General features: G+C 66.5%; 19 protein-coding genes. 10 read left to right on the plus strand and 9 right to left on the minus strand.

The genetic code is table 11. The annotated features are described in order from the left end of the window. Position 1: 1 nt before the first annotated feature. From ACZYZF_RS08990 to ACZYZF_RS09015, 6 genes are read right to left on the minus strand one after another with little or no spacing between them, the layout of a single operon-like run. On the minus strand, positions 2 to 1,111 hold the full coding sequence (locus tag ACZYZF_RS08990) for an MCE family protein (RefSeq protein ID WP_463835345.1): 1,110 nt from the start codon (positions 1,109 to 1,111) through the stop codon (positions 2 to 4). Then, positions 1,102 to 2,157 (minus strand): MCE family protein, encoded by a 1,056-nt coding sequence (locus ACZYZF_RS08995; protein ID WP_463745203.1) that lies wholly within the window; start codon positions 2,155 to 2,157, stop codon positions 1,102 to 1,104. The genes ACZYZF_RS08990 and ACZYZF_RS08995 overlap by 10 nt, the downstream gene beginning before the upstream one ends. Then, on the minus strand, positions 2,158 to 3,210 hold the full coding sequence (locus tag ACZYZF_RS09000; RefSeq protein WP_463835346.1) for an MlaD family protein: 1,053 nt from the start codon (positions 3,208 to 3,210) through the stop codon (positions 2,158 to 2,160). It abuts the gene before it with no gap. Next, positions 3,207 to 4,610, minus strand: a complete 1,404-nt coding sequence (locus ACZYZF_RS09005; RefSeq protein WP_463835348.1) for an MCE family protein — start codon at positions 4,608 to 4,610, stop codon at positions 3,207 to 3,209. The genes ACZYZF_RS09000 and ACZYZF_RS09005 overlap by 4 nt, the downstream gene beginning before the upstream one ends. After that, positions 4,607 to 5,464, minus strand: coding sequence for an MlaE family ABC transporter permease (locus ACZYZF_RS09010; RefSeq protein ID WP_463835349.1), 858 nt, complete (start codon positions 5,462 to 5,464; stop codon positions 4,607 to 4,609). The genes ACZYZF_RS09005 and ACZYZF_RS09010 overlap by 4 nt, the downstream gene beginning before the upstream one ends. Next, a complete protein-coding gene (locus ACZYZF_RS09015) occupies positions 5,461 to 6,273 on the minus strand; it encodes an MlaE family ABC transporter permease (protein WP_463745199.1) in 813 nt (270 codons plus the stop codon). The genes ACZYZF_RS09010 and ACZYZF_RS09015 overlap by 4 nt, the downstream gene beginning before the upstream one ends. A 314-nt stretch (positions 6,274 to 6,587) precedes the next feature. On the opposite strand from ACZYZF_RS09015, the gene ACZYZF_RS09020 reads away from it, so the two are divergent. The 4 genes from ACZYZF_RS09020 (at position 6,588) to ACZYZF_RS09035 (ending at position 10,331) form a co-directional block, all read left to right on the plus strand. Then, positions 6,588 to 8,372, plus strand: a complete 1,785-nt coding sequence (locus ACZYZF_RS09020; protein ID WP_463835350.1) for a hydroxysqualene dehydroxylase — start codon at positions 6,588 to 6,590, stop codon at positions 8,370 to 8,372. Between the two features lie 44 nt (positions 8,373 to 8,416). Then, entirely contained in the window at positions 8,417 to 9,358 is a 942-nt protein-coding gene (locus ACZYZF_RS09025; protein WP_463835352.1) for a CobW family GTP-binding protein, read from the plus strand. A gap of 61 nt (positions 9,359 to 9,419) precedes the next feature. After that, a complete protein-coding gene (gene ppnP / locus ACZYZF_RS09030) occupies positions 9,420 to 9,701 on the plus strand; it encodes a pyrimidine/purine nucleoside phosphorylase (RefSeq protein ID WP_463745196.1) in 282 nt (93 codons plus the stop codon). Positions 9,702 to 9,848: 147 nt separating this feature from the next. Beyond that, complete coding sequence (locus ACZYZF_RS09035) at positions 9,849 to 10,331, plus strand: TspO/MBR family protein (protein ID WP_463745195.1); 483 nt, start codon at positions 9,849 to 9,851, stop codon at positions 10,329 to 10,331. A 6-nt stretch (positions 10,332 to 10,337) separates the two neighbouring features. Here ACZYZF_RS09035 and menJ read toward each other — a convergent pair whose 3' ends face one another. After that, positions 10,338 to 11,558, minus strand: coding sequence for a menaquinone reductase (menJ, locus tag ACZYZF_RS09040; protein WP_463835353.1), 1,221 nt, complete (start codon positions 11,556 to 11,558; stop codon positions 10,338 to 10,340). Positions 11,559 to 11,579: 21 nt separating this feature from the next. Here menJ and grcC1 point away from each other — a divergent pair, with 21 nt between their 5' ends. After that, entirely contained in the window at positions 11,580 to 12,587 is a 1,008-nt protein-coding gene (gene grcC1, locus ACZYZF_RS09045) for a nonaprenyl/(2E,6E)-farnesyl/geranylgeranyl diphosphat synthase (protein WP_463835354.1), read from the plus strand. Positions 12,588 to 12,664: 77 nt separating this feature from the next. Continuing rightward, positions 12,665 to 13,540: a zinc metalloprotease HtpX gene (gene htpX, locus ACZYZF_RS09050; protein ID WP_463745192.1), complete on the plus strand. Its 876-nt coding sequence runs from the start codon at positions 12,665 to 12,667 to the stop codon at positions 13,538 to 13,540. A 343-nt stretch (positions 13,541 to 13,883) separates the two neighbouring features. Here htpX and ACZYZF_RS09055 read toward each other — a convergent pair whose 3' ends face one another. Then, the gene (locus tag ACZYZF_RS09055; protein ID WP_463745191.1) at positions 13,884 to 16,049 is read right to left on the minus strand and encodes a SulP family inorganic anion transporter; all 2,166 of its coding nucleotides are present in this window, start codon (positions 16,047 to 16,049) and stop codon (positions 13,884 to 13,886) included. Between the two features lie 476 nt (positions 16,050 to 16,525). On the opposite strand from ACZYZF_RS09055, the gene ACZYZF_RS09060 reads away from it, so the two are divergent. The 4 genes from ACZYZF_RS09060 (at position 16,526) to ACZYZF_RS09075 (ending at position 19,837) form a co-directional block, all read left to right on the plus strand. After that, on the plus strand, positions 16,526 to 17,299 hold the full coding sequence (locus ACZYZF_RS09060; RefSeq protein ID WP_463745190.1) for a response regulator transcription factor: 774 nt from the start codon (positions 16,526 to 16,528) through the stop codon (positions 17,297 to 17,299). A 7-nt stretch (positions 17,300 to 17,306) separates the two neighbouring features. Continuing rightward, entirely contained in the window at positions 17,307 to 18,815 is a 1,509-nt protein-coding gene (locus ACZYZF_RS09065) for a sensor histidine kinase (RefSeq protein ID WP_463835355.1), read from the plus strand. A 128-nt stretch (positions 18,816 to 18,943) separates the two neighbouring features. Next, positions 18,944 to 19,264, plus strand: coding sequence for a hypothetical protein (locus tag ACZYZF_RS09070; protein ID WP_463745188.1), 321 nt, complete (start codon positions 18,944 to 18,946; stop codon positions 19,262 to 19,264). A 51-nt stretch (positions 19,265 to 19,315) separates the two neighbouring features. Continuing rightward, entirely contained in the window at positions 19,316 to 19,837 is a 522-nt protein-coding gene (locus tag ACZYZF_RS09075; protein WP_463745187.1) for a hypothetical protein, read from the plus strand. Between the two features lie 16 nt (positions 19,838 to 19,853). Here the strand turns inward: ACZYZF_RS09075 and ACZYZF_RS09080 are convergent, their stop codons facing one another. Then, entirely contained in the window at positions 19,854 to 21,293 is a 1,440-nt protein-coding gene (locus ACZYZF_RS09080; protein WP_463835356.1) for an APC family permease, read from the minus strand. Between the last annotated feature and the right edge of the window lie 3 nt (positions 21,294 to 21,296).

A 21,296-nucleotide genomic window follows, 5' to 3' on the forward strand; every position in this document is an offset into this window, starting at 1 on the left:
TTCACCTCGGGTACTTCGGGTTCGGCGCCGGGGCGTTGCCGGTGACGGCGGAGACGATGCCCAGCGGGTCGGATCGGCTGATCGGGTAGGAGATCGGGTTGGTGATCCCGGCACCCACGCACATCGGCAACATGTTGCGGTCGCAGAAATTTTGGGCCGCGGCGAACTGGGTCAGGACCGTGGACACGTTGAGCCGGATCCGGCCGCGCCGGTCCTGGCCGACGGTGTTGGACAGGTTCTGCATCATCAGCGGCACCAGGTCTATGAACTCGGCCAACTGGGGTTGCTTGGCGGTCAGCACATCACCGACGGCGTTGAGGTTGGCCGCGATGGTGCCGAGGTCGTCGCCGTGCTGGGTGACGAAGGTGTCGACCTGGTCGAGCACCACCTTGAGATCGGCCATGGGCTGGGCGATGTCGACGTTGGCGTCGGCCCAGCTGCCGCCGACCTGGCCGAGTTCGTCGACCATCTGGTTCAGCGACACCTGCCGCTGATTGAACGCGGCCATCAGCGTGCTGAGGTTGTCCACCACCGCGCCGATGTCCTCGGCCCGGGCGCCCAGCACGCCACTGGCCGCGCTCAGGTTGCGCATCGCGGAGTTGAACAGCTTGCCCTGATCCCGCCACTGGTCGGCGCCGCGGGTCAGTACCGCACCGATGTCGCCCTGCTCGGGCCCGATCGCCGAGGTCAGTGTGCTCAGGCTGCCGAGCATGCTGTCGAAGGTGATCGGGGAGTGACTGTGGTCGGCTCCGATGACGTGTCCGTCGGCCAGGGTGGGTCCCGTTCCGTTGTAGGCCGGGCCGAGTTCGACACTGCGGTCACTGATCAGTGCCGGGCTCACCACATAGGCGTCGGGTTCGGCGGGCAGTACGACGTCGTCGGGCAGGGTCATGGTGACTCGCACCGTGGTGCCCTGGGGCGTCACCGTGGTGACCCTGCCCACCGGCACCCCGAGCACGGTGACCTTGCTGCCCGGATAGATGCCGTTGATGTAGCCGAAGTCGGCATGCACGGTGCGGGCCCGGTCGGTGCGGCCGAACACATACCAGCCACCGGCACCCAGGCAAAGGGCGACGATGAGCAGCATCGAGATCTGTCGCTTCACCGGCACTCCCGCTGAACATTGAGGAAGCACAACAGGTTGTCGGGCATCACCACGGACGGTGAGTTCACGTCGGCCCAGTTGCCGTTGCCGGTGGAGTTGGTGACTGCACGGATCGCCGGTGGCATTTTGAGCAGGGTCTGGTCGATCTTGTCCACATTGGCTTTCAGGGTTCCGGTGACCGCAGTGAGGCCGGCGATCAAATTGCCGAAATCGGCTTGCTTCTCGGTGTAGATCGCGGCCAGGTGTTGCATGATCGCGGTCAGGTTGGTGACGATGTCGGTCAGGGCCTGGCGGCGCGCGGCCAGCGAGGCCACGATGTACTGCGCGTTGGCCGCGGTGTCGGCCAGTGAATCCGTCTGGTGCGACAGCATTTCGGCCATCGAGCGGCTGATCCGGAGGATCTCGTCGATCTTGTCGCCGTTGGCGGCGAAGGCGGAACTGGCGGCGCTGATTCCGGCCAGCGCTTGGCCGAGCTCGGTGCTGTTGCCGGGCATGGTGTCGGCCAGGGTGTTCATCATCGCTGTCAGCGGCTGCGGGTCGACGTGCTCGGCGGTGTCGGCGGCCTTGCGCCCGACTTCGTCGAGGCTGTAGGGAACTGTGGTGCGCGACAACGGGATAACATTGGAATCCAAACCATTGATCGTCCCTGCCGGCATGACGTCGAGGAACCGCTTGCCCAGTACGGTGCGCAGCCGCACCGTGACGGTGGTGCGGTTGCCGAGGGCCTGCGCCTTGTCCAGCCGGAAGCCGACCCGCACGCGGTCACCGGCCAATGCCACATCTTCCACGCGCCCGGCCGGTACCCCGGCGACGTACACCGGGTCGCCACCGGAAAGGCCGCTGGCATTGGCCAGTTCGGCCACATACGCGTTGGTCCGCACGTGGTAGACCGCCCGGGGGATCCCGATCGAGACGACCATGATGGAGATCAGGGTGACCGTGCCGATCATGCCCAGTGCCAAGGGGATTGACGGGTTGTGCTTGCGCTGATCTTTGACGAAGAGGAAGATCACCGCGCCGACGAAGAGGTCGATCAGTTTGACGAGGAACATCTACAGACACACCTCGGAATGTCTGCTGCCGAAGATGTTGGCTTCGTGGCTGCGGATCTTGAGGGTGAAGTTGCACAGGTACAGGCTGACGAACCCGCCGTAGCTGGAGGTCCGGTTGATCGCATCACCGAACTCGGGAAGCCGGGCCAGCAGCGTGGTGAATTCGTCGGTGTTGGGCTGCCACGTCTGCAGCATGGTGTTGAGGTTGGTGATGGTGTCTCCGTACGCGGCGCTGGAGTTGTCGACCGTGTTGGCCAGGGTGGCCAGCACGGCGTTGCCCTGGTCGATCAGCGTCTCGAACTGCCGGTCACCGGAGGTCACCGCGGCGCTGAGCCGGTTGAGCCCGCTGAGCATCTGTTCCAGTTGGGGCCGGCGGCTGTTCATGGTGCGCATCAGGGTCGACATGTTGTCGATCAGCTGGGTAAAAATTGCGGAGTTCCCGGTCAGATTGGAAGTCATCGCGGCGATCTGGGTCAGCAGCGTCGTCAAGGTCTGCGCCTGGCCGCTGAAGGTCTCGACGAATCCCCGGGTGAGGGTGTTGACCTGTTCTGGTGCCAGCGCGTCGAACAGCGGCTTGAAACCGTTGAGCAGTGCGGTCAGATCCACCGCGGGCGAGGTTTGGGCCAGTGGGATCACTCCTCCGGCGGCCAGTCGCGCGGGCGGTTCGCCGGTGGAGACGTCCATGATGGCGCCACCGGGGTCGGACAGCGCCACATAGCGGGCCCCGAGCATGTCGCCGTAGCGCACCGCCGCGGTGACATTGCTTGTCAGGGTGAAATCGGAGTTGACCTCGATGTCGACGTCGGCCCGGCTGGTGCCGTCGGGATTGGGCGCGAACCGGATCGAATCCACGCGCCCGATCCGAATGCCGTTCATGCTCACCGGGTTTCCGACATTGAGTCCCTCGACGCTGGTGAACTGCGCCTGGTAGGTCACGGTGCTACCGCGGACCGGAACCGACAGGGTGTTGATCACCAACACCGCGCTCAGTACACCCGCAGTGCAGAACGCGCCCAGTCTGGCCCACGACTGCCACCGACCGTTGCGGTTCATGAGACCTGCACTTCCGTGCCGCGCACCAGCGGGCCCAGCATCAGCACCGTGGCGATGTTCGGCTGCGCCGAGGGACCGCCGGCCGGGGGCATCAGTTCGTCCTGCAACACGGCCAGGGCGTGGGCCTGGCCGTCGGCGTCGACGACTGCGGAGGCGGGTGCGGCACCCGGAACCGCCTCGGCGGGAAGCGGTCCGGGTTCGGTGGGGATGGGTGCCGACTGCGGCAGCCCGGGCCCAGGCGGCAGGAACGAGTGCGTCGGCATATGCGGTGCGGGGGCGGTAAATGGGTTGACCGGGAGGTCGGCGGCGGGTCGGGACAGGATGTCCTCCGGCTGCGTCGGCACCTCGCCCGACGGTGCGGATTCGGCGCACCGGGCGCCTCCCGTGTTGCCGTACACCGGACAGTCCTGCAGCGAGTACGGCATCGGCCCGGCGAACGTCGCTACGGCGGTGATGTTGAACTTGCCCGTCGCGAACACCTTGGCGCCGGCCTCCCCGAACGACTGCGCGCCGGCCAGGGTGTCGACCAGCCCCAGGGGTTGGGCGGCGGTGGTCGCCATGATCTTGCCTGCGGAGTCGACGACGGTGATCAACTGTTCGCGATGGTCGGACAGGAATGCGGTGAGCACCGAGGAGAACCGGGCGAAACCGTCCAGCGCCGAGGCGAACTTCTTCTGGTCGTCGACCATCCGGTTGGACACCGACGTCGCCGCCGACAGTGTGGAGATGATGTCGGGGGTAGCGGTGTTCAGCGACGCCATCACGTCCCGGAATTGCGGTGTGGTGTCGAGGAACCGCACCAGCGACGGAGTCAGCACCTGGGCGCTCGCGCTCAGGTTGTCGATCGTGGTGCCCAACTCGGTACCGCGGTTGCGCAGGGACTGGCTGATCGCGGTGAGGGCGGTCTGCATGCGCTCGGGTTTGATCTGCGAGAACAGGTCGACGATCTTGGTGAACACGTCGTAGAGCGCCATCGCATCGGGACTGTCGTCGATCGCCACGGTGTCACCTGGCTTCAGCCCGTTGGTCGCCCGGTTGCCTTGGGGGTCGACGAGTTGCAGGTAGATGTCGCCGAAGAAGGTGCGGGGCACGATCCGCGCGACGGCCGAGGCCGGGATGATGCCGAGACTGTCGGGTTCGATGGCCAGCCGGACCCGGGAGGTACGGGTGCCCGACTCGATGTCGGCGATGCGTCCGACGTTGACGCCGTGGTAGCGCACCGGGGATCCCCCGGTGATCAGCCCGGCCGACACCGGGACGCCGACGAACACATCGGAACTGCGTTCCAGATGTCCCGACGCCCTGGCCACCAGGGCGGAGGCCACTGCTGCCGCCACGGTGGCGGCGGCCAGGCCACGCAGCGCCAGTCGGGCCCGGCCGGGCTCGGTGCGGCGCTTCACATTCCCATCCCGGGGATCTCGGGGACCAGGCCCCACAGCGCGAAGGTCAGCAGCACGTCGAGGATGCCGACCGCCAGGATCGCGGTGCGCAGTGCGCGGCCCGCGGCCTGCCCCACCCCGGCCGGCCCGCCCGAGGCGAAGTAGCCGTAGGTGCAGTGCACCAGGGCCACCACGATGGCGAAGACGATCGCCTTGATCCCGGAGTAGAGCAGATCGCGCGGGCCCAGGGCGAGGTGGAAGAAGTAGTCGTAGGTGCCGGGGGAGGCACCGTTGAAGATCACCACCACGGTGCGGGTGGACAGATAACTCGCCAGCAGCCCGATCATGTAGATCGGGATGACGCAGACCACGGAGGCCAGCACGCGGGTGCCCACCAGGTAGGGAATGGAACGCAGTGCCATGGCGTCGATGGCGTCGATCTCGTCGGAGATCCGCATGGCCCCGATCTGGGCGGTGAAGCCCGTCCCGACCTTGGCGGCCAACGCGATTGCCACGACGACGGGTGCGAGTTCGCGGGTGTTGGCGATCGCCGCGAGCATGCCTGACAGCGTGTTCATCCCCACCAGATCCAGGCCGCGCTGGGTCTCGACTCCCAGCATCATGGCCGCAGCCAGAGACATCGCGAACACGATGCCGATGGTCCCGCCGCCGGACAGCAGAGAGCTGGTGCCAAACGTGACCTCGCCGATCTGGCCGAGGGTGTGCTTGCGGTAGCGCACCAGGGCATACGGCAGGGAGCCCAGGACCTTGGCGTAGAACGTGACGTGCTGGCCGGCCACCACGAGCGCGTCGTACCCGGCGACTGCGGGGCGCGAAATCCGGTGCAGGGCAGCACTGCTGGTAAGTGCGGTCATCGGTAACTGCCCACGGCCGGAACCACGACGGTATACAGCGCCGACATGGTGGTGTTGAGGATGAAGACCAGGGCGAAGGCCAGCACCACGGCCTCGTTCACCGCGTTGGCCACCCCGCCGGCGCCGCCCTTGGTGTGCAGGCCCTTGAAGGTGGCGACCAGGGTCGCGGTGAGTCCGAACACCGCCGACTTGATCAGTGCCATCACGAAATCCGACACCTGGCCGTACTGGCTGAACGTGGCCAGGAAAGTTCCAGCTGGCAGGTGCTGCACGCTGATGTGGTACAGGTAGCACGCCATCACGCCGCCGAAGGTGACGATCGCGCACAGGGCCAGGGCCACGATGACGGCGGCGACCAGTCGCGGTGCCACGAGCCGCTCGATCACGTCCAGGCCCATGACCTCCATCGCGTCGATCTCTTCGCGGATGGTGCGCGATCCCAGATCGGTACAGATCGCCGATCCGGCCACACCGGCCATCATCAAGGCGCACACCAGGGCCGCGGCCTGACCGACGATGATGAACGCCACCACCGCGCCGGAATAGCCGCCGGCACCGATGCGCCCCGCCAGCTCACCGACCGACACAGCGATGAACACGCCGATGGGCATCATCAGCAGCAGGGCCGGCCCGGTGCACACCCGGCCGATGAACAAGGTCTGGTTGACGACCTCGTCGAGCACCAGGCGCCGGCGTACCACTGCGGTGACGACGCTGACCAGAGCCTGCACCGAGAAGCCGAGTACGTGGCCGCCCTGGATCAGGACGTCCCGAACGGGGCCCTTGGACGCTGGTAGCTCGTAGGTCATCGAGTTCCTTCCGCGCTTGTCGTGGCATGCGCGGGGCTGCCGGCGATACCGGCTGTGTTGAGCATCGTTCTGACCCCCCGGCCGCATGTGGAGCATGTCACATTTCGGGACGCCGCCGCAAGGATTAAGTGAACGGCGATTCTCGAGCTGATCTAACCTATCTCCTCAGGTATAGAGCGGTTATGGGTGCAGGCTTGTGACTACAGCCTCGAATCGATGCCGCTCAAATTCGCTCGGCGTGTCGGATCGGCTTTCCGTGAGAATCGGCATTAACTTATCGGCCACGGGGATTGCCGAGCTTAGGTGGTATCGGTATGGCTGGTGGGGTCGGGAAGCGTCACATTTCACGAAGGTCGTTTCTGGCCGGAACGGCCACGGCGGGGGTGGCCGCCGCGGCGCTGAGCGGGCCGGCAACCGCACGCGCAGCTCCCGGGTCCACGGTCGCGATATTCGGTGCCGGGGTGGCCGGCCTGACCGCCGCCCACGAGCTGGCCGAGCGTGGGTACCGGGTCACGGTGTTCGAGCGAAAAGCCTTGGGCGGCAAGGCGCGATCGATCCCGGCGCCGTCGCCGTCGGGCAGCGCGCTACCGGCCGAACACGGCTTCCGGTTCTTCCCGGGCTTCTACCGCAACGTCACCGACACCATGCGTCGTATCCCGTTCGCCGGCAACACCTTCGGCGTATGGCAGAACCTGACCCGGGCCACGTCATATCTGCATTCGGGGCTGGGGCGGGCGGATCTGACCATTCCGCTGCCCTTTCCGATCCCGACGCTGCCCAACCCCATCACCCCGAAGGCGTTCACAGAGTCGGTCGCCGCGGTGTTCCAGACGCTGTTCCGGTTGCCGCCGTTGGAGGCGGTGTACGCCGCGCAGAAGCTCGCGGTCTACGTCACCAGCTGCGACGAGCGCAAGCTCGGTCAGTGGGACAACATGACCTGGGAGAAATACATCGGGGCGGACCGCAAGAGTAAGGAGTACAACCGCTACCTGGCCGACGGCATCATCCGGAATCTGGCCGCCTCCAAGTCCAAGGACGCCAGCGCGCATTCGATCGGCCTGGTCGGTGAGGCCTCGGTGTGGTCGATCCTGCTGCTGGGCAACGATATCGACAACAAGGGATTCGACCGGGTGCTCAACGGACCCACCAGCCTGCAGTGGATCGATCCCTGGGTGGCGCACCTGCAATCGCTGGGGGTGACGTTCCGGCTCGGCCAGGCGCTGGCCCGCCTGACCCCGAACGGTCGTCACATCGCCTCGGCCACAGTGGTGGACGGCAACGGGGTGGCCCAACCTGTGGTCGCAGACTGGTACATCTCTGCCGTGCCCTGCGAGAAGCTCGCGGCGGTACTCACTCCCGACGTGGTCGCCGCCGATCCCAAGCTCGCGTCGGTGGCGGCGTTACGCACCGAGTGGATGAACGGGCTGATGTTCTTTCTGCGCGAGCGCGTCGACGTCACCAAAGGGCACGTCAACTACGTCGACTCCGGATGGGGGCTCACCTCCATCAGCGAGGCCCAGTTCTGGAAGCGGCCACTGACGTCCTATGGGGACGGCACCGTCAAAGACTGTCTGTCGGCGATCATCTCGGACTGGAGCACGCAGGGGAATTTCAACGGGCTCAGTGCCAGGCAGTGCACTCCGCCGCAGATCGCCGCCGAGGCCTGGGCACAGATCAAGGCGCACCTCAACGACACGAGCATCGTGGTCACCGACGCGATGGTGCATTCGTGGTTTCTCGACCCGTCGATCATCGACTCGGGCACGCCCAACGTGCGCAACGATGAACCGCTGTTCATCCAGGACCCGGGTTCGTGGGCGCGCCGGCCCGAGGCTGTCACCGGGATCGACAACCTGTTCCTGGCCGGCGAGTGGATCAAGACCGACCAGAACGTCACCACGATGGAGGGCGCCAACGAGGGCGGGCGCTACGCCGCCAACGGGGTGCTGATGGCGTCGGGTTATCAGGGGCCGAAGGTCAACGTTCTCGGGTTGTTCCAGGCGCCGTGGTGGGCCCCGTTCAAGGCCGCCGACAAGGCGCGATACCGGGCCAGGTTGCCCCACGCGTTCGACATCGTCGACACCCGGTGGCCGACCTGACCCCCCTTACTGAAAACAATTACCAATAACCCTACGATAGGCCGGTGACCTCGACCGGATCCGTACCCGTGCTCGCGGTCGCCGGGCACTTGGGCGCCGGCAAGACCACGCTGCTCAACCACCTGCTGCGCAATAGTCGCGGCGTCCGCATCGGGGCGCTGGTCAACGACTTCGGGGCGGTCAACATCGACGCCATGCTGGTGGCCGGGCAGGTCGACGCGATGGCGTCGCTGTCCAACGGATGCATCTGCTGTGCGGTGGACGGCGAAGAAGTGGGCGAGATGCTCGGCAAGCTCGCGGCCGTCAAACCGCGGCTCGATCTCATCGTGGTGGAGGCCAGCGGTGTGGCCGAACCGGCCTCTCTGGCCCGCACCATCGTCACCGTCGACGATCCCCGCTTCCATTACGCCGGCCTGGTTCTGGTTCTCGACGGCCTGCAACCCGACCTGAGGCACGGGCTGCCGGTCGCCGATCTGGTGGTGCTCAACAAGGCGTCCTCGTGCGCCGACGCCGACGGTCTGCTCGCCCAGATCCGCGAGTTCAGTCCCCGGGTTCCGGTGTTGCCCACCGACTTTGCCCGCGTCGACCCCCACCTGCTGATCGATCCACCTGAGCGGACGCCCCAAGCCCAGCTGTCGTTCGACGAGCTGCTGCACGAGCAGCACGATCACGAGCATCCCGAGTATCAGAGTGTGGAGTTCCGCACCGATGCCGCGGTCAACCCACGCTTGTTCATGGAGTTCCTGCGAGACCGCCCCGAAGGGCTCTACCGTGCCAAGGGTTTCGTCGACTTCGGCGCTCAGCGCTTCCTGCTGCAGCTCGTCGGCAGCTCGCTGCGTTTCGAGAAGCGGCGTGGGGCGGCCACCGAGTTGGTGCTGATCGGCACCGGGATGGACCCTGCGGCGGTACTGGCCGGGCTGCAGCGGTGCACCGGTGAGCCGGCCGACGAGAATGCGATGCTCGGGGTGCTCAAGTACGTGGTGTAGCTGGTGTCGGCGGTTTCTCGTCCGGCTATCCTGGCCGCTCACCCGAATTCAAGGAGCCGCATTGTTCAAGGTCAACGAGTACTTCGGCGGCGACGTCGCATCGATCGCCTTCACGACGCCGGAAGGCCCTGCGACCGTGGGCGTCATGGCTGTCGGCGAGTACGAGTTCGGCACTTCTGCGCTCGAGATCATGCGGGTGGTCTCCGGTGCGCTGACCGTCAAGTTGCCCGGTAGTGAGCAGTGGGAAACCTTTGCGGCCGGAACACAATTCACCGTGCCCGCCGACAGCAAGTTCCAGGTCCGCGCCGAGGTCGAGACTGCCTACCTCTGTGAGTACCGCTGACGAGGCTCTGCTGGCCTCTCGGCCGCCTACCCAGTGCGCCGCTTTCTACCTCAGGGTTGTTCCGAGGCGGGAAGCGCAGCCCTGCCGTAGAAAGCGGCGCGCAGGGCAAAACTTTTTGACGCCGGGCAATTCGGGTATGTAACGCCCATGCGCCCCATCACCCTGGCCAAGACGGCCACCGCGGCTTTGACCACTGCACTCGTCGGCGGACTGGCCAGCCGGCCCGCACAGTCGACGTGGTACGAGTTGTTGCGTAAGCCGTCGTTTCAGCCTCCGCGACAAGCCTTTCCGATCGTCTGGCCGGTCCTCTACGCCGGCATCGCGGTGGTATCGGCCCGCACCATCGACCGGCTGCGGGCCGAGGGTCACGACGACCGGGCGCGCGGCTACACCGTGGCGCTGGCCGGCAACCTGGCGGTCAACGCCGCCTGGTCGTGGGTGTTCTTCTCCCGGCGTCAACTCGGAGCAGCGGCCGTCACCGCCGCGGCCTTGACCGCCAGCAGTGCCGACCTGACCCGTCGCTCGGTACAGGCCCAGGGCGCCCCGGGTGCGGTGCTGGCGCCCTATCCGCTGTGGTGTGCCTTCGCGACGGCGCTGTCCACCCGTATCTGGATGCTCAACCGCACCTGACCGCGCTCAGCTGAACGGCTTGCGCTGATCCAGTCGACGTGAGGCCAGGCCCGCGCCCCGCCACACCCGGGCGACCCAGTCGCCGTCCTCTTCGGTGACCAGGTTGCCCATCACGCGCACGGCGATGTTCATCAGGAAGGACGAGCGGACCGCGACCGGGCCGGAGACCGGCAGGAACCGGGGCAGGGTGAGCAGTAGCGCCAGTCGTCGGGCGATCGAGAACCCGTGGGCGTAATGCTCCTGCAAAACCGCGGGCCAGGCCTGTGAATAGTCGCCGGAGCCGAGCAGTTCGGCCGCCAACCGGCCGGTTTCCAGCCCGTAGTCGATGCCCTCGCCGTTGAGCGGGTTGACGCACGCTGCCGCATCGCCGACGAGCATCCAGTTGGGCCCGGCCACCCCGGACACCGCACCGCCCATCGGCAGCAGCGCCGACAGCGCGGCCCGCGGCTCCCCGGAGAATCCCCACTCGTCGCGGCGCAGCTGGGTGTAATACGACAGCAGCGGGCGCAGGGCGGCGTGGGCGGGACGTTTGGCCGTCGCCAGGGCGCCGACACCGATGTTCACCTCGCCGTTGCCCAGCGGGAAGATCCAGCCGTAGCCGGGCAGCACCTGGCCTTCGGGGGAGCGCAGCTCCAGATGCGAGGTGATCCACGGCTCATCGGCTCGGGGTGTGGCGATGTAGCCGCGGATGGCGGTGCCGTAGACGGTTTCCTTGTGCCAGGTACGGCCCAGCACGCGGCCCAGGGTGGAGCGGGCCCCGTCGGCCACGATCAGATGGTTGCAGCCGATCGTGGCGCCGTCATCGAGCTGCACGGATTCGACACGTCCACGTGAGTCATGGCTGACTCCAACGACTTTGGCGCCCAAGCGCATCTTGGCACCGTCGTCGGCGGCGACCGAACGGATCCGGTCGTCGAGTTCGGTGCGCGGGACCGCGCTTCCAGTGGACGGAAACGACGGCCCGGGCCACGGCACCTCGACGTCGGCGCCGAACCCCGACATCCGCAGGCCGTGATGCCGGATCCGGGTGTCGAGCCACGGGCCCATGCCGAGCCGTTCCAGTTCGGCAACGGCGCGCGGCGTCAGTCCGTCGCCGCAGGACTTGTCCCGGGGGAACTGCGCCGCATCGACCACCAGCACGTCGCGACCGGCTCGAGCCGCCCATGCGGCGGCCGCCGACCCGGCCGGCCCGGCGCCGACGACGACCACGTCTGCCTTGATATCCATTGCTCCCAGTATGTTGGACGAATGAGGACACCAGCGACTGTGGTGGCAGGCGTTGATTTCGGGGACGCGGCGTTCGCCGCCGACGTCCGGGACAGCGTCGCCAGGATCGAACAACTGATGTCTGACGAGCTGGGCAAAGCCGACGAGCTCATGGCCGAGGCCGTCCAGCATCTGTTCCAGGCCGGCGGCAAGCGGTTCCGCCCGCTGTTCACCGTGCTCGCGGCGTCTCTGGGGCCCCGGCCCGACGATCCCGATGTCGCGATCGCCGGTGCGGTCATCGAGCTGGTGCACCTGGCCACGCTGTATCACGACGATGTGATGGACGAGGCCCAGATGCGGCGCGGGGCACCGAGCGCCAACGCGCGGTGGGGCAACAACATCGCAATTCTGGCCGGTGACTACCTGTTCGCCACGGCTTCGCGGCTGGTTTCCCGGCTGGGACCCGACGCGGTGCGTGTGATTGCCGACACATTCGCCCAACTGGTGACGGGGCAGATGCGCGAGACCCGCGGCGCGGCCGAGCATGTCGACTCCGTCGACCATTACCTCAAGGTGGTCTATGAGAAGACCGCTTGCCTGATCGCTGCCTCGGGACGGTTCGGCGCGACGTTCTCGGGCGCTGATGCCGAGCAGGTCGAGCGTCTCCACCGGCTGGGCGGGATCGTGGGCACCGCGTTCCAGATCTCCGACGACATCATCGACATCGACAGCGATCCCGATGAATCGGGCAAGGTTCCGGGTACTGACCTGCGCGAAGGCGTACATACCCTGCCGGTGCTGTACGCGCTGCGGGAGTCGGGGCCAGATTCCGACCGGTTGCGCGAGTTGCTGGCCACGCCCGTCGAACGTGACGAGGACGTGGCCGAGGCGTTGGCCCTGCTGCGGCGGTCGGCCGGCATGGTGCGCGCCAAGGAGACGGTGGCCCAGTACGCGGCGCAGGCACGTGACGAGCTGGCCAGCCTTCCGGCCGGGCCCGGGCGTGACGCGCTGGCCACCCTGGTGGACTACACGGTCAACCGTCACGGCTGATTCCGGAACCACGGACGGTAACTGAGCGTTTAATCAGCGATGGTTGCCGAGTAGTTGCCTGATAGGAGGAAACTGCGATGACGTGGAACCCGCACGCGAACCGCATCAAGACATTCCTGTTGCTGGTCGGTTTTTCGGCGTTGATCGTGTTCGTCGGTTCGTTGTTCGGCCGCAACGTGATGTACCTGGCGGTGCTGTTCGCCGTCGGCATGAACGTCTACGTGTACTTCAACAGCGACAAGATGGCGTTGCGCGCGATGCACGCCCAGCCGATCACCGAGGTGCAGGCGCCCGAGATCTACCGGATCGTGCGGGAGTTGGCCACCACGGCACATCAGCCGATGCCGCGTCTGTACATCTCCGACACCGCCAACCCGAACGCATTCGCCACCGGTCGCAACCCACGGAATGCCGCGGTGTGCTGCACCACGGGCATTCTTCAGCTCCTCAACGAGCGTGAGCTGCGTGCGGTGCTCGGGCACGAGCTCTCCCACGTCTACAACCGCGACATCCTGATCTCGTGTGTGGCGGGCGCCATGGCGTCGGTGATCACTGCCCTGGCCAACATGGCGATGTTCGCGGGGATGTTCGGCGGCAATCGTGAAGGCACGAATCCGCTTGCCATGCTGCTGGTTTCGCTGCTCGGCCCGATCGCGGCCACCGTGGTGCGGATGGCGGTGTCCCGCCAGCGTGAGTACCAGGCCGACCAGTCCGGTGCCGAATTGACCGGTGACCCACTGGCATTGGCCTCGGCGCTGCGCAAGATTTCCGGTGGCGTCGAGGCGGCGCCGCTGCCCCCGCAGCCCCAGTTGGCCGATCAGGCACATCTGATGATCGCCAGCCCGTTCCGGGCCGGCGAGCGCATCGGCAAGCTGTTCTCGACCCACCCGCCGATGGAAGACCGGATCCGTCGCCTGGAGGACATGGCCGGCCGCGGCCCTGGTCACTACTGATCTCCAGCAAGGACGACTGGCCGGTTATTGCACACTTCTTCGTGATCTGCGTGTCATAGCCGGCCTTTCGGCTGTCCGGTGGCCTCGGCCTGATTCAGCCCTGATTCAGACGCTGTGACGAACGTGCAGCCTTTCCGGTCAGATGCGCGTGGCATCGGCGTGAAAGGCTGCACGCTCGCCGCAACGTTCAGCGCACCTCATGCGGAGGCCGGAGCTCTATCTGGATGGCCGGTGGTCACGAAGGACGAGTACCGCGTTGGGTCGAGCAACACCGCGTCGAGCAACACCGCGAGCGTGCGTGCCGGGCAGCCGACACGCACGCTCGCGGTGCAATCCGTGACGCTCAGGCGGCGTCGGCGAGGGTCTCGATGTGGGTGGGCGTCACCCGCAGCACGTCGGCGCTGGCGATGTCGTAGAACAGGCCGATCACGTTGACGCGCCGGGCCAGCGGGTGCGACTGCAGGGTCTGCACCTGCACCGCGATGTTGACCATCGACAGCTGATCGACCATGCCGAAACCGGCCTCGGCCGCCGACTGCGCCACCGGGTGGCGGCCTTCGTCGAACGCTGCGACCGACGGATCACCATGGGCCAGCCAGGATTCCAGATGCTTGTCGCCCGCGTCGGTCTTGCCCAGCATCGCGGTCATGGCGCCGCAGCTGGAGTGCCCGCACACCACGATCGAGGAGACGTTGAGCTTGTCCACGGCGAACGCGATGGCGGCTTCGATCGAGGCGTCGGCCTGGCCGGCGGGGATCATGTTGCCGACGTTGCGCACCGTGAACAGATCGCCGGGACCGCTGCTCGTGATGACGTTGGGCACGACCCGTGAATCGGCACAGGTGAGGAACAGCGTCTCGGGCCGCTGGGCATGCGCCAGCTCCTGCATGTGCGGGCGCAGCACCGGGGCGGTGCGGCGGTGGTAGGCGGCCAGGCCGTGCAGCACCGATGACGTCTCCTCGCGCTGCCAGGAGCTCCACGGCACCACGCCGGAGCGCTTGTCGAACGGTGTGAAGCCACGCATCGGCGGGCCGGTGACGGCGCTGCCCATCTCGACCGAACCCAAGTCGTGGATCTCGACCGTGCCACCGGTGGCCACGTGCTGGCGCTGCCACTCTTCGATGGTTTCGTGGGCCGCGTGGTCGATGAAGTCGACCGACAGCTCGACGGTCACCGAGGCACCCGAGGGCACCCGCGCCAGCGCGCTGGTCAGTGTCGGCAGGGACAGGAACGTGCAGGAGCCCTCGATGGCGACGCGCCAGGTGTCGGCACCGGTGGGTTCGGCGACGATGTTGGTGCGGACCACCCGCCACACGGTCAGCGCGATCGCGAGCGCGAGTCCGATCAGCACGCCTTCGAGCAGGTTGAGGAACACCACGCCGGCCACCGTCACCACGTACACCGCGAGATCGCCTGTGAGCCTTGCAGTTTTGATGTGAGCCCGCTTGACGAGCTGGCAGCCGATGACGATCAGCAGGCCGGCCAGGGCGGCGGTCGGGATCATCTGGGCCAGGCCGGCGAACGGCACGGCGAACGCCAGGATCCAGACGCCGTGCAGGATTGCCGACGCCCGGCTGCGGGCCCCGGCGGCGACGTTGGTCGAGCTGCGCACGATCACACCGGTGACGGGCAGTCCGCCGACAGCACCCGAGAGCATGTTGGCGGTGCCCTGGCCGATCATCTCGCGGTCGAAGTTGGTGCGCGGGCCGGTGTGCAGCCGGTCCACCGACACCGCCGACAGCAGGCTCTCGACGCTGGCGATCAGCGCGACGGTCAGCACGCCTGCGGCGAACGCGCCCCAGTTGCCTTCGGGCAGGCCGGGCAGGGCCAGCGCGTCGAGCAGGGATCCGTTGATCTGGATGCGGGTGACGTCACCGAACGCCGGCAGCAACGACAGTGCGGTGACGCCGACGATGGCCACCAGCGGGCCCGGCACCTTCTTGACGGCGGCGGGCACCCAGCGCCAGCCCACCAGGATCGCGATCACCAGCGCGCCCAGGACGACACCGTGGCCGTGAGCGTTGATCAGCTGACCTGGCAGTTCGGTGACGTTTGCCCAGGCCGAGCTGTTGGAACTGCCGCCGAGCAGCACGTGGATCTGCTGCAGCGCGATGGTGATGCCGATGCCGGCCAGCATCGCGTGCACGACGACGGGGGAGATGGCCAAGGCGGCGCGCGCCACGCGGCTCAGTCCGAACAGCACCTGCAGCACGCCGGCGCACACGGTGATGGCGCAGGTGACGGCCCAGCCGAACTGCGATATCAGGCCGGCGACCACCACGGTCAGCCCGGCCGCGGGTCCGCTGACCTGCAGCGGCGATCCGCCCAGGGCGCCTGCCACGATGCCGCCGACGATGGCGGCGATGATGCCGGCCAGTACCGGAGCCCCCGACGCCACTGCGATACCCAGCGACAACGGCAGGGCGACCAGGAATACGACCAGCGACGCCGGCAGGTCGTATCGCAGGACGGACCGGGCCCGTCCTACGAAATCAGTGGTTTGCTGCATGGAACGCCTCCGTCTGGAGTTGGTGATGCGCGAGCTCGCCTCATCGCGGGCCCGCGCACAGTTATTGACGCCGTTGTCGTTGAACAACTTCGAAAAGTGTTGGAGCGCAGCGCGACACGGGCCACATTCTGGACCCGTCGAAGCTTGGCAACGCCCAATTGCTATGAGCGAGAGTATTTATCGCTGTGAACTGGTGCAAGGAAGATTGGGCTATGCATAGAGAACCCAAATGTTACGGAGATGTGTCTCTCCGCGAATATGCCTGGTGCGCACGGCTAATCATCCGTAACCGGAATCGCGGCGGCACCAAGTGTTCACCAATTCGTTGGAAACAGTATGTATCGCAAGGTCTTTGATGTGGATCACCACAGGTCGCAAAGGTGACGAGCGTCATAGAAGACTCATAGAAGGGGTATTCCCTTAGAACTCCATATGAACTCCGTGACAACCGTCTGTGTACTCCGCACAATGGAAATATGACGACGATGTCCGTTTCCCCTCGTGCCCAGCAACCGCGGCAGGCCATCCTCGGACAGTTGCCGAAGATCCATCGCGCCGACGGATCTGCGATTCGCGTACTGCTGGTAGATGACGAGCCCGCGCTGACCAACCTCGTCAAGATGGCCCTGCACTATGAGGGCTGGGAGGTCGACGTGGCGCACAACGGCCATGATGCCGTGGCCAAGTTCGACGAGGTCGAGCCCGATGTCGTGGTCCTCGACATCATGCTGCCCGATATCGACGGGCTGCAGATTCTGCAGCGGGTCCGTGAGGCCGACGGCTATACGCCCACGCTGTTCCTGACCGCCAGGGATTCGGTGCTTGACCGGGTGTCCGGCCTGACCGCGGGTGCCGACGACTACATGACCAAACCGTTCAGCCTCGAGGAGCTGGTGGCCCGGCTGCGCGGGTTGCTGCGCCGCTCGAGTCACACCACGCCGCCGGCCGACGAGATCCTCAAGGTCGGCGACATGGTGCTCGACGGAGCCAGCCGCGAGGTCACCCGGGACGGTGAGCCGATCAATCTCACCGTGACGGAGTTCGAACTGCTGCGCTACCTGATGCGTAATCCGCGCCGGGCGCTGAGCCGGGCCGAGATCCTCGACCGGGTGTGGAACTACGGGTTCGGCGGGAAGTCCAGCATCGTCGACCTGTACATCTCCTACCTGCGCAAAAAGGTAGACACCGACCGCGAGCCGATGATCCACACCGTGCGTGGCGTCGGCTATATGCTGCGGCCGGCGTCGTGACTCGCTGATGCCGCCCCGGCGGTGGGGGCCGCGCTCGCTGCGCCGGCAATTGGTCTTGGGCGTCAGTGCGCTCGTCACGGTGGTGCTGTTCGCGGTCGGCGCCTTGTCCGTGTACAGCCTGCACACCTATGTGACGACGATGAGCGATACCGAGGTGTCGCGGTCGTTGGCAGCGTTCAGCCATTCCCTTGAAAAGTGGCGGGAGAGTCAGACCGACCACCAGCTCGCGTCAGACGCCGAGGCGCTCACGGCCTTCGTCGGGCAGGCGCCGGGCAATCTGATCGCGGTGCTGCACGACGGCGAGGTCGTCCAGTCGGCGGTGTTCTCCGACGGTGAGCCGCACCCGGCGCCGGCGGCGGTGACCCGCGCACTCGACCAGTACGCCTGGGCCGACGAACACCCCCGCACGGTGAAGCTTCCGGTACTGGGCTCCTATCGGTTGGCCAGTCAGCCTGCGGACAACGGTGACGTGCTGGTGTCGGGGGTGTCGCTGGACAGCGCGAACTTGGTGATCGCCCGCAAGACGGTGACCGTCGGGGTGATGATCGTCATCGCCCTGATCGTCACCGCGTTGGGCACGGTCGCCGTGGTGCGCTACGCACTGCGGCCGTTGAGCCGGGTGGCGGCCACCGCGGCCAAGGTGGCCAAGTTGCCGTTGGACGGTCGCGATCACCGCATCACGACGCGGGTGCGGGACAAGGACACCGATCCGGACACCGAGGTCGGCCTGGTGGGAGAGACGCTCAACCAGCTGCTGGCCAACGTCGACAGCGCGCTGGCCGCACTGGCCGACTCCGACCGGCGCACCCGGCAGTTCCTCACCGATGCCAGCCATGAGCTGCGCACACCGCTGGCGGCGATCCAGGGGTATGCCGAGCTCACCCGGCAGGACAGCGCGAACCTGCCGCCGACCACCGAATACGCGCTGGCCCGCATCGAGGCGGAGGCGCGGCGGATGACCGGTCTGGTCAGCGACCTGTTGCTGTTGTCGCGGTTGAGTGAGGGGCAGGAACTCGAGACCGACGACATCGACCTGAGCGATCTGGTGGTGGACGCGATCAACGACGTGGCGGTGGGCGCGCCCGAACATCACTGGGTCGCCGAGCTGCCCGACGATCCGCTGTGGGTACGCGGGGACCTGGCCCGGCTGCACCAGATGGTCAGCAACCTGTTGACGAACGCGCGGATACACACGCCGCCCGGTGTGACCGTCACAATTGCATTGACCGAGGCCGATGAATTCGCAGAATTGACGGTAACCGATGACGGCCCGGGAATTGATGCCGAATTGTTGCCGAACCTTTTCGGCAGATTTGTCAGGGCCGATAAATCACGATCGCGAGAATTGGGTAGTACCGGCTTGGGGCTGGCTATCGTGGCCTCGATCGTCGAGGCGCACCAGGGCACCGTCGCCGTCGCCTCAAAGCCTGGTCGCACTGTGTTTACCGTGCGGATCCCGCTCGCCGATGAGATCGCTCCGGAGACGGTTGCCGCCCATGCAAAGAATATGAATTAGGCCTGAAAATTCTTTGACTGCGGGGCCGTATGCGGTAATTCGTATGTGTTCAACCTGAGTTGATGGACCCTGGCTGAATAGCTCCCTAGGCTGGAACTACCTCATCAAGAGAAAGGCCAGGTAATTCAATGATGAACATCTGGAAAACTGTTTCCGTCGCCGCCGTCGCAACAGGCATGGCGGTGGGCGCGCTGGCGCTGGCCGGCCCGGCTGCTGCGGCACCGAGTGGCACGGGGTCGGCGCAGCAGACCATCAAGCAGTTGGAGGACGAGGGCTACCGCGTCATCCTGTCCCGGGTCGGCACCGGTTCGATCAGCAACTGCGACGTCAAGGCGGTGCGCCCGGGCCGGGAGATCACCGAGCTCAAGAACACGCGGCGGGGCAACACCGAGGAGCGGGTCCGCTACACCACGGTCTACGTCGACCTCGCCTGCGGCTCGGGTAAGTAGCCCAGCCCCGGAGCGGTGGACCACACTATCGCCCCGGGTTAGGGTGGCGGCGTGCTGAGCAGAGTGGTGATTGGCCTGGTGAGCGCCGCGGGGGCGGCAGTGATGAGCATGCCGCCGGTGGCGGCCGCGGAGCCGGAGCCGGCCCCGGCTCCGGCCGTCCCCAACGTCAACGCGTACGCACCGGTCAAGACCTCCGAATACGCGGTGATGGACAAGACCTGGTACGCGTTCACCGTTCCCGACGGCATCACCTGCGTGATCCAGCGCAACGGTACCTACGGCTGCAGCGGGCCGATACCGGCCGCGCCCAACGGAGCCAATCTGGTCAGCGGCGGGCCGGGAGTGCCCGGGTTCGCCAGTTCACCGGCCCCGGTGTTCGCCGTCGTCGAGAATCCCAAGCCCTTGCCGGCGAATTCGCGGCTCAGCTATCAGACGGTCAGCTGCGGCACCGACGGCGTGACGACGTCCTGCATCGACGGGCGCAATCAGGCGGGTTTCGTGATCAGTCCCGCGGGCAGCTTCGTCATCGGCGAGCAGGAGTCGGACTTCAAGCCCACCTTCCAGATCGGCTGATCCACACTCGGGGGCCTCAGGCGATTCCTTCGAGCGTCTCCATGTCACTGGTACCGATCTTCGCGATCACTTCCGGTGACCGGCGGCGCAGTATCCAGTACCACGCCAGCGCGGCGCCAACCGTGGCCAGGAACAGCCACGGGATCACGTTGAGTGGATACGCCGGCACCGGATAAACGTTGGCGTAGAACACATATGCCATTGATCCGATGGCCAACGCGGCGGCGGGCCACACGAGTGGCACGCGAACCTTGATGCTGCGTAGGAAAACAACAGCAGCGATCGCCGCGGCGGCGTAGGCCACCATGTAACCGTAGGTCCCGTAGGTGTCCACCCAGGTCACGACATCCATCGCGTCGACGCCGAGCAGATACAGCACGACGGGCACCGCGATCACGAGTGGGCTGACCGAGATCAGCGCGCGGTGCGGGGTCAGGTGCGTCGGGTGGGTCCGGCCGATCGCGGACGGAACCACACCCTCTTTGCCCATCACGTAGAGGATGCGGCCGATGACGTTCATCGGCGCGACCACCACGGCGAAAAACGATGCGGCGATACCGAAGTTGAGGATCGGGTTGAACCACCCCGGCATGCCCACCAGGGTCGCGAGATCGTTGAGCGGCTGGGCGGATTCGCCGAGACCGGATCCCAATGCGGCCACCTGGGTGTAGGCGGCGAAGACGTACAGCACACCGACGCCGGCCGCGCTCCACATGATGGCGCGTGGCACCGCGCGGTAGGGGTCCTTGGCCTCCCGGGCCAGGGCATCGGCGCTGGAGAAGCCGACGAAGCCCAGGATCGCCAGCACCATGCCCACCGCGATTCCCGACGGCTTGGCGCCACTCAGGTCGAACTGGTCGGCGTCGAATGCGTCCGCCCCGAGATGCACCAGGGTGAAGACCAGCAACAGGATGATGATGGACACCGAAATCAGTTCCAGCACAAGAGAAACCCGTGCCGATAGCCGGATACCACGGATGGTGAACAAGGTAGCCAGTGCGCCGAGAACGGCGGCCAGCACGATCTGTGCGGCCACCCCGTGGACCGGAATACCGAGTTGGTTGAGCAGGGTGGCGGTGTAGGCCACCGAGCCGCTCAGTGAGCCCGCGGCTATCCCGAAGCATCCGATGATGAGGCTGACGCCGGTCACGTAGGCGCCGAAAGGTCCGAGTGCGGTCGCGGCATAGCTGTACAGCGAGCCCGCACTCGAACGGCGCTTGGCGAACTGCGAGATGCAGTAACCCACCGAGAGGATGACGACGGTGGCCAGCGCGAACGAGACCCAGGTGCCGTTACTGGCGGTGGTGTAGATGGCGGCAGCGGTGAACGCGATGACGGCGCTGGGCGCGATGTTGGCAATTGCCTGCGCGGCGAGTTCGCCGCCGCCCATCACCCCGCGGCGCAGGCCGGCATCTCCGCTCGAGGTCTCGGCCCGGGTCTGAAGATCTTCGGTCACTTG

The sequence above is a fragment of the Mycobacterium sp. IDUB_24 genome, assembly GCF_055419385.1.

Excerpts from the sequence above, each read along its gene's own strand:
- ACZYZF_RS09020 (WP_463835350.1), top strand. The coding sequence starts at position 6,588 with ATGGCTGGTGGGGTCGGGAAGCGTCACATTTCACGAAGGTCGTTTCTG.
- grcC1 (WP_463835354.1), top strand. The coding sequence starts at position 11,580 with ATGAGGACACCAGCGACTGTGGTGGCAGGCGTTGATTTCGGGGACGCG.
- htpX (WP_463745192.1), top strand. The coding sequence starts at position 12,665 with ATGACGTGGAACCCGCACGCGAACCGCATCAAGACATTCCTGTTGCTG.
- ACZYZF_RS09000 (WP_463835346.1), bottom strand. The coding sequence starts at position 3,210 with ATGAACCGCAACGGTCGGTGGCAGTCGTGGGCCAGACTGGGCGCGTTC.
- ACZYZF_RS09015 (WP_463745199.1), bottom strand. The coding sequence starts at position 6,273 with ATGACCTACGAGCTACCAGCGTCCAAGGGCCCCGTTCGGGACGTCCTG.
- ACZYZF_RS09055 (WP_463745191.1), bottom strand. The coding sequence starts at position 16,049 with ATGCAGCAAACCACTGATTTCGTAGGACGGGCCCGGTCCGTCCTGCGA.
- ACZYZF_RS09060 (WP_463745190.1), top strand. The coding sequence starts at position 16,526 with ATGACGACGATGTCCGTTTCCCCTCGTGCCCAGCAACCGCGGCAGGCC.
- ACZYZF_RS09035 (WP_463745195.1), top strand. The coding sequence starts at position 9,849 with ATGCGCCCCATCACCCTGGCCAAGACGGCCACCGCGGCTTTGACCACT.
- ACZYZF_RS08995 (WP_463745203.1), bottom strand. The coding sequence starts at position 2,157 with ATGTTCCTCGTCAAACTGATCGACCTCTTCGTCGGCGCGGTGATCTTC.
- ACZYZF_RS09070 (WP_463745188.1), top strand. The coding sequence starts at position 18,944 with ATGATGAACATCTGGAAAACTGTTTCCGTCGCCGCCGTCGCAACAGGC.
- ACZYZF_RS09010 (WP_463835349.1), bottom strand. The coding sequence starts at position 5,464 with ATGACCGCACTTACCAGCAGTGCTGCCCTGCACCGGATTTCGCGCCCC.
- menJ (WP_463835353.1), bottom strand. The coding sequence starts at position 11,558 with ATGGATATCAAGGCAGACGTGGTCGTCGTCGGCGCCGGGCCGGCCGGG.
- ACZYZF_RS09065 (WP_463835355.1), top strand. The coding sequence starts at position 17,307 with ATGCCGCCCCGGCGGTGGGGGCCGCGCTCGCTGCGCCGGCAATTGGTC.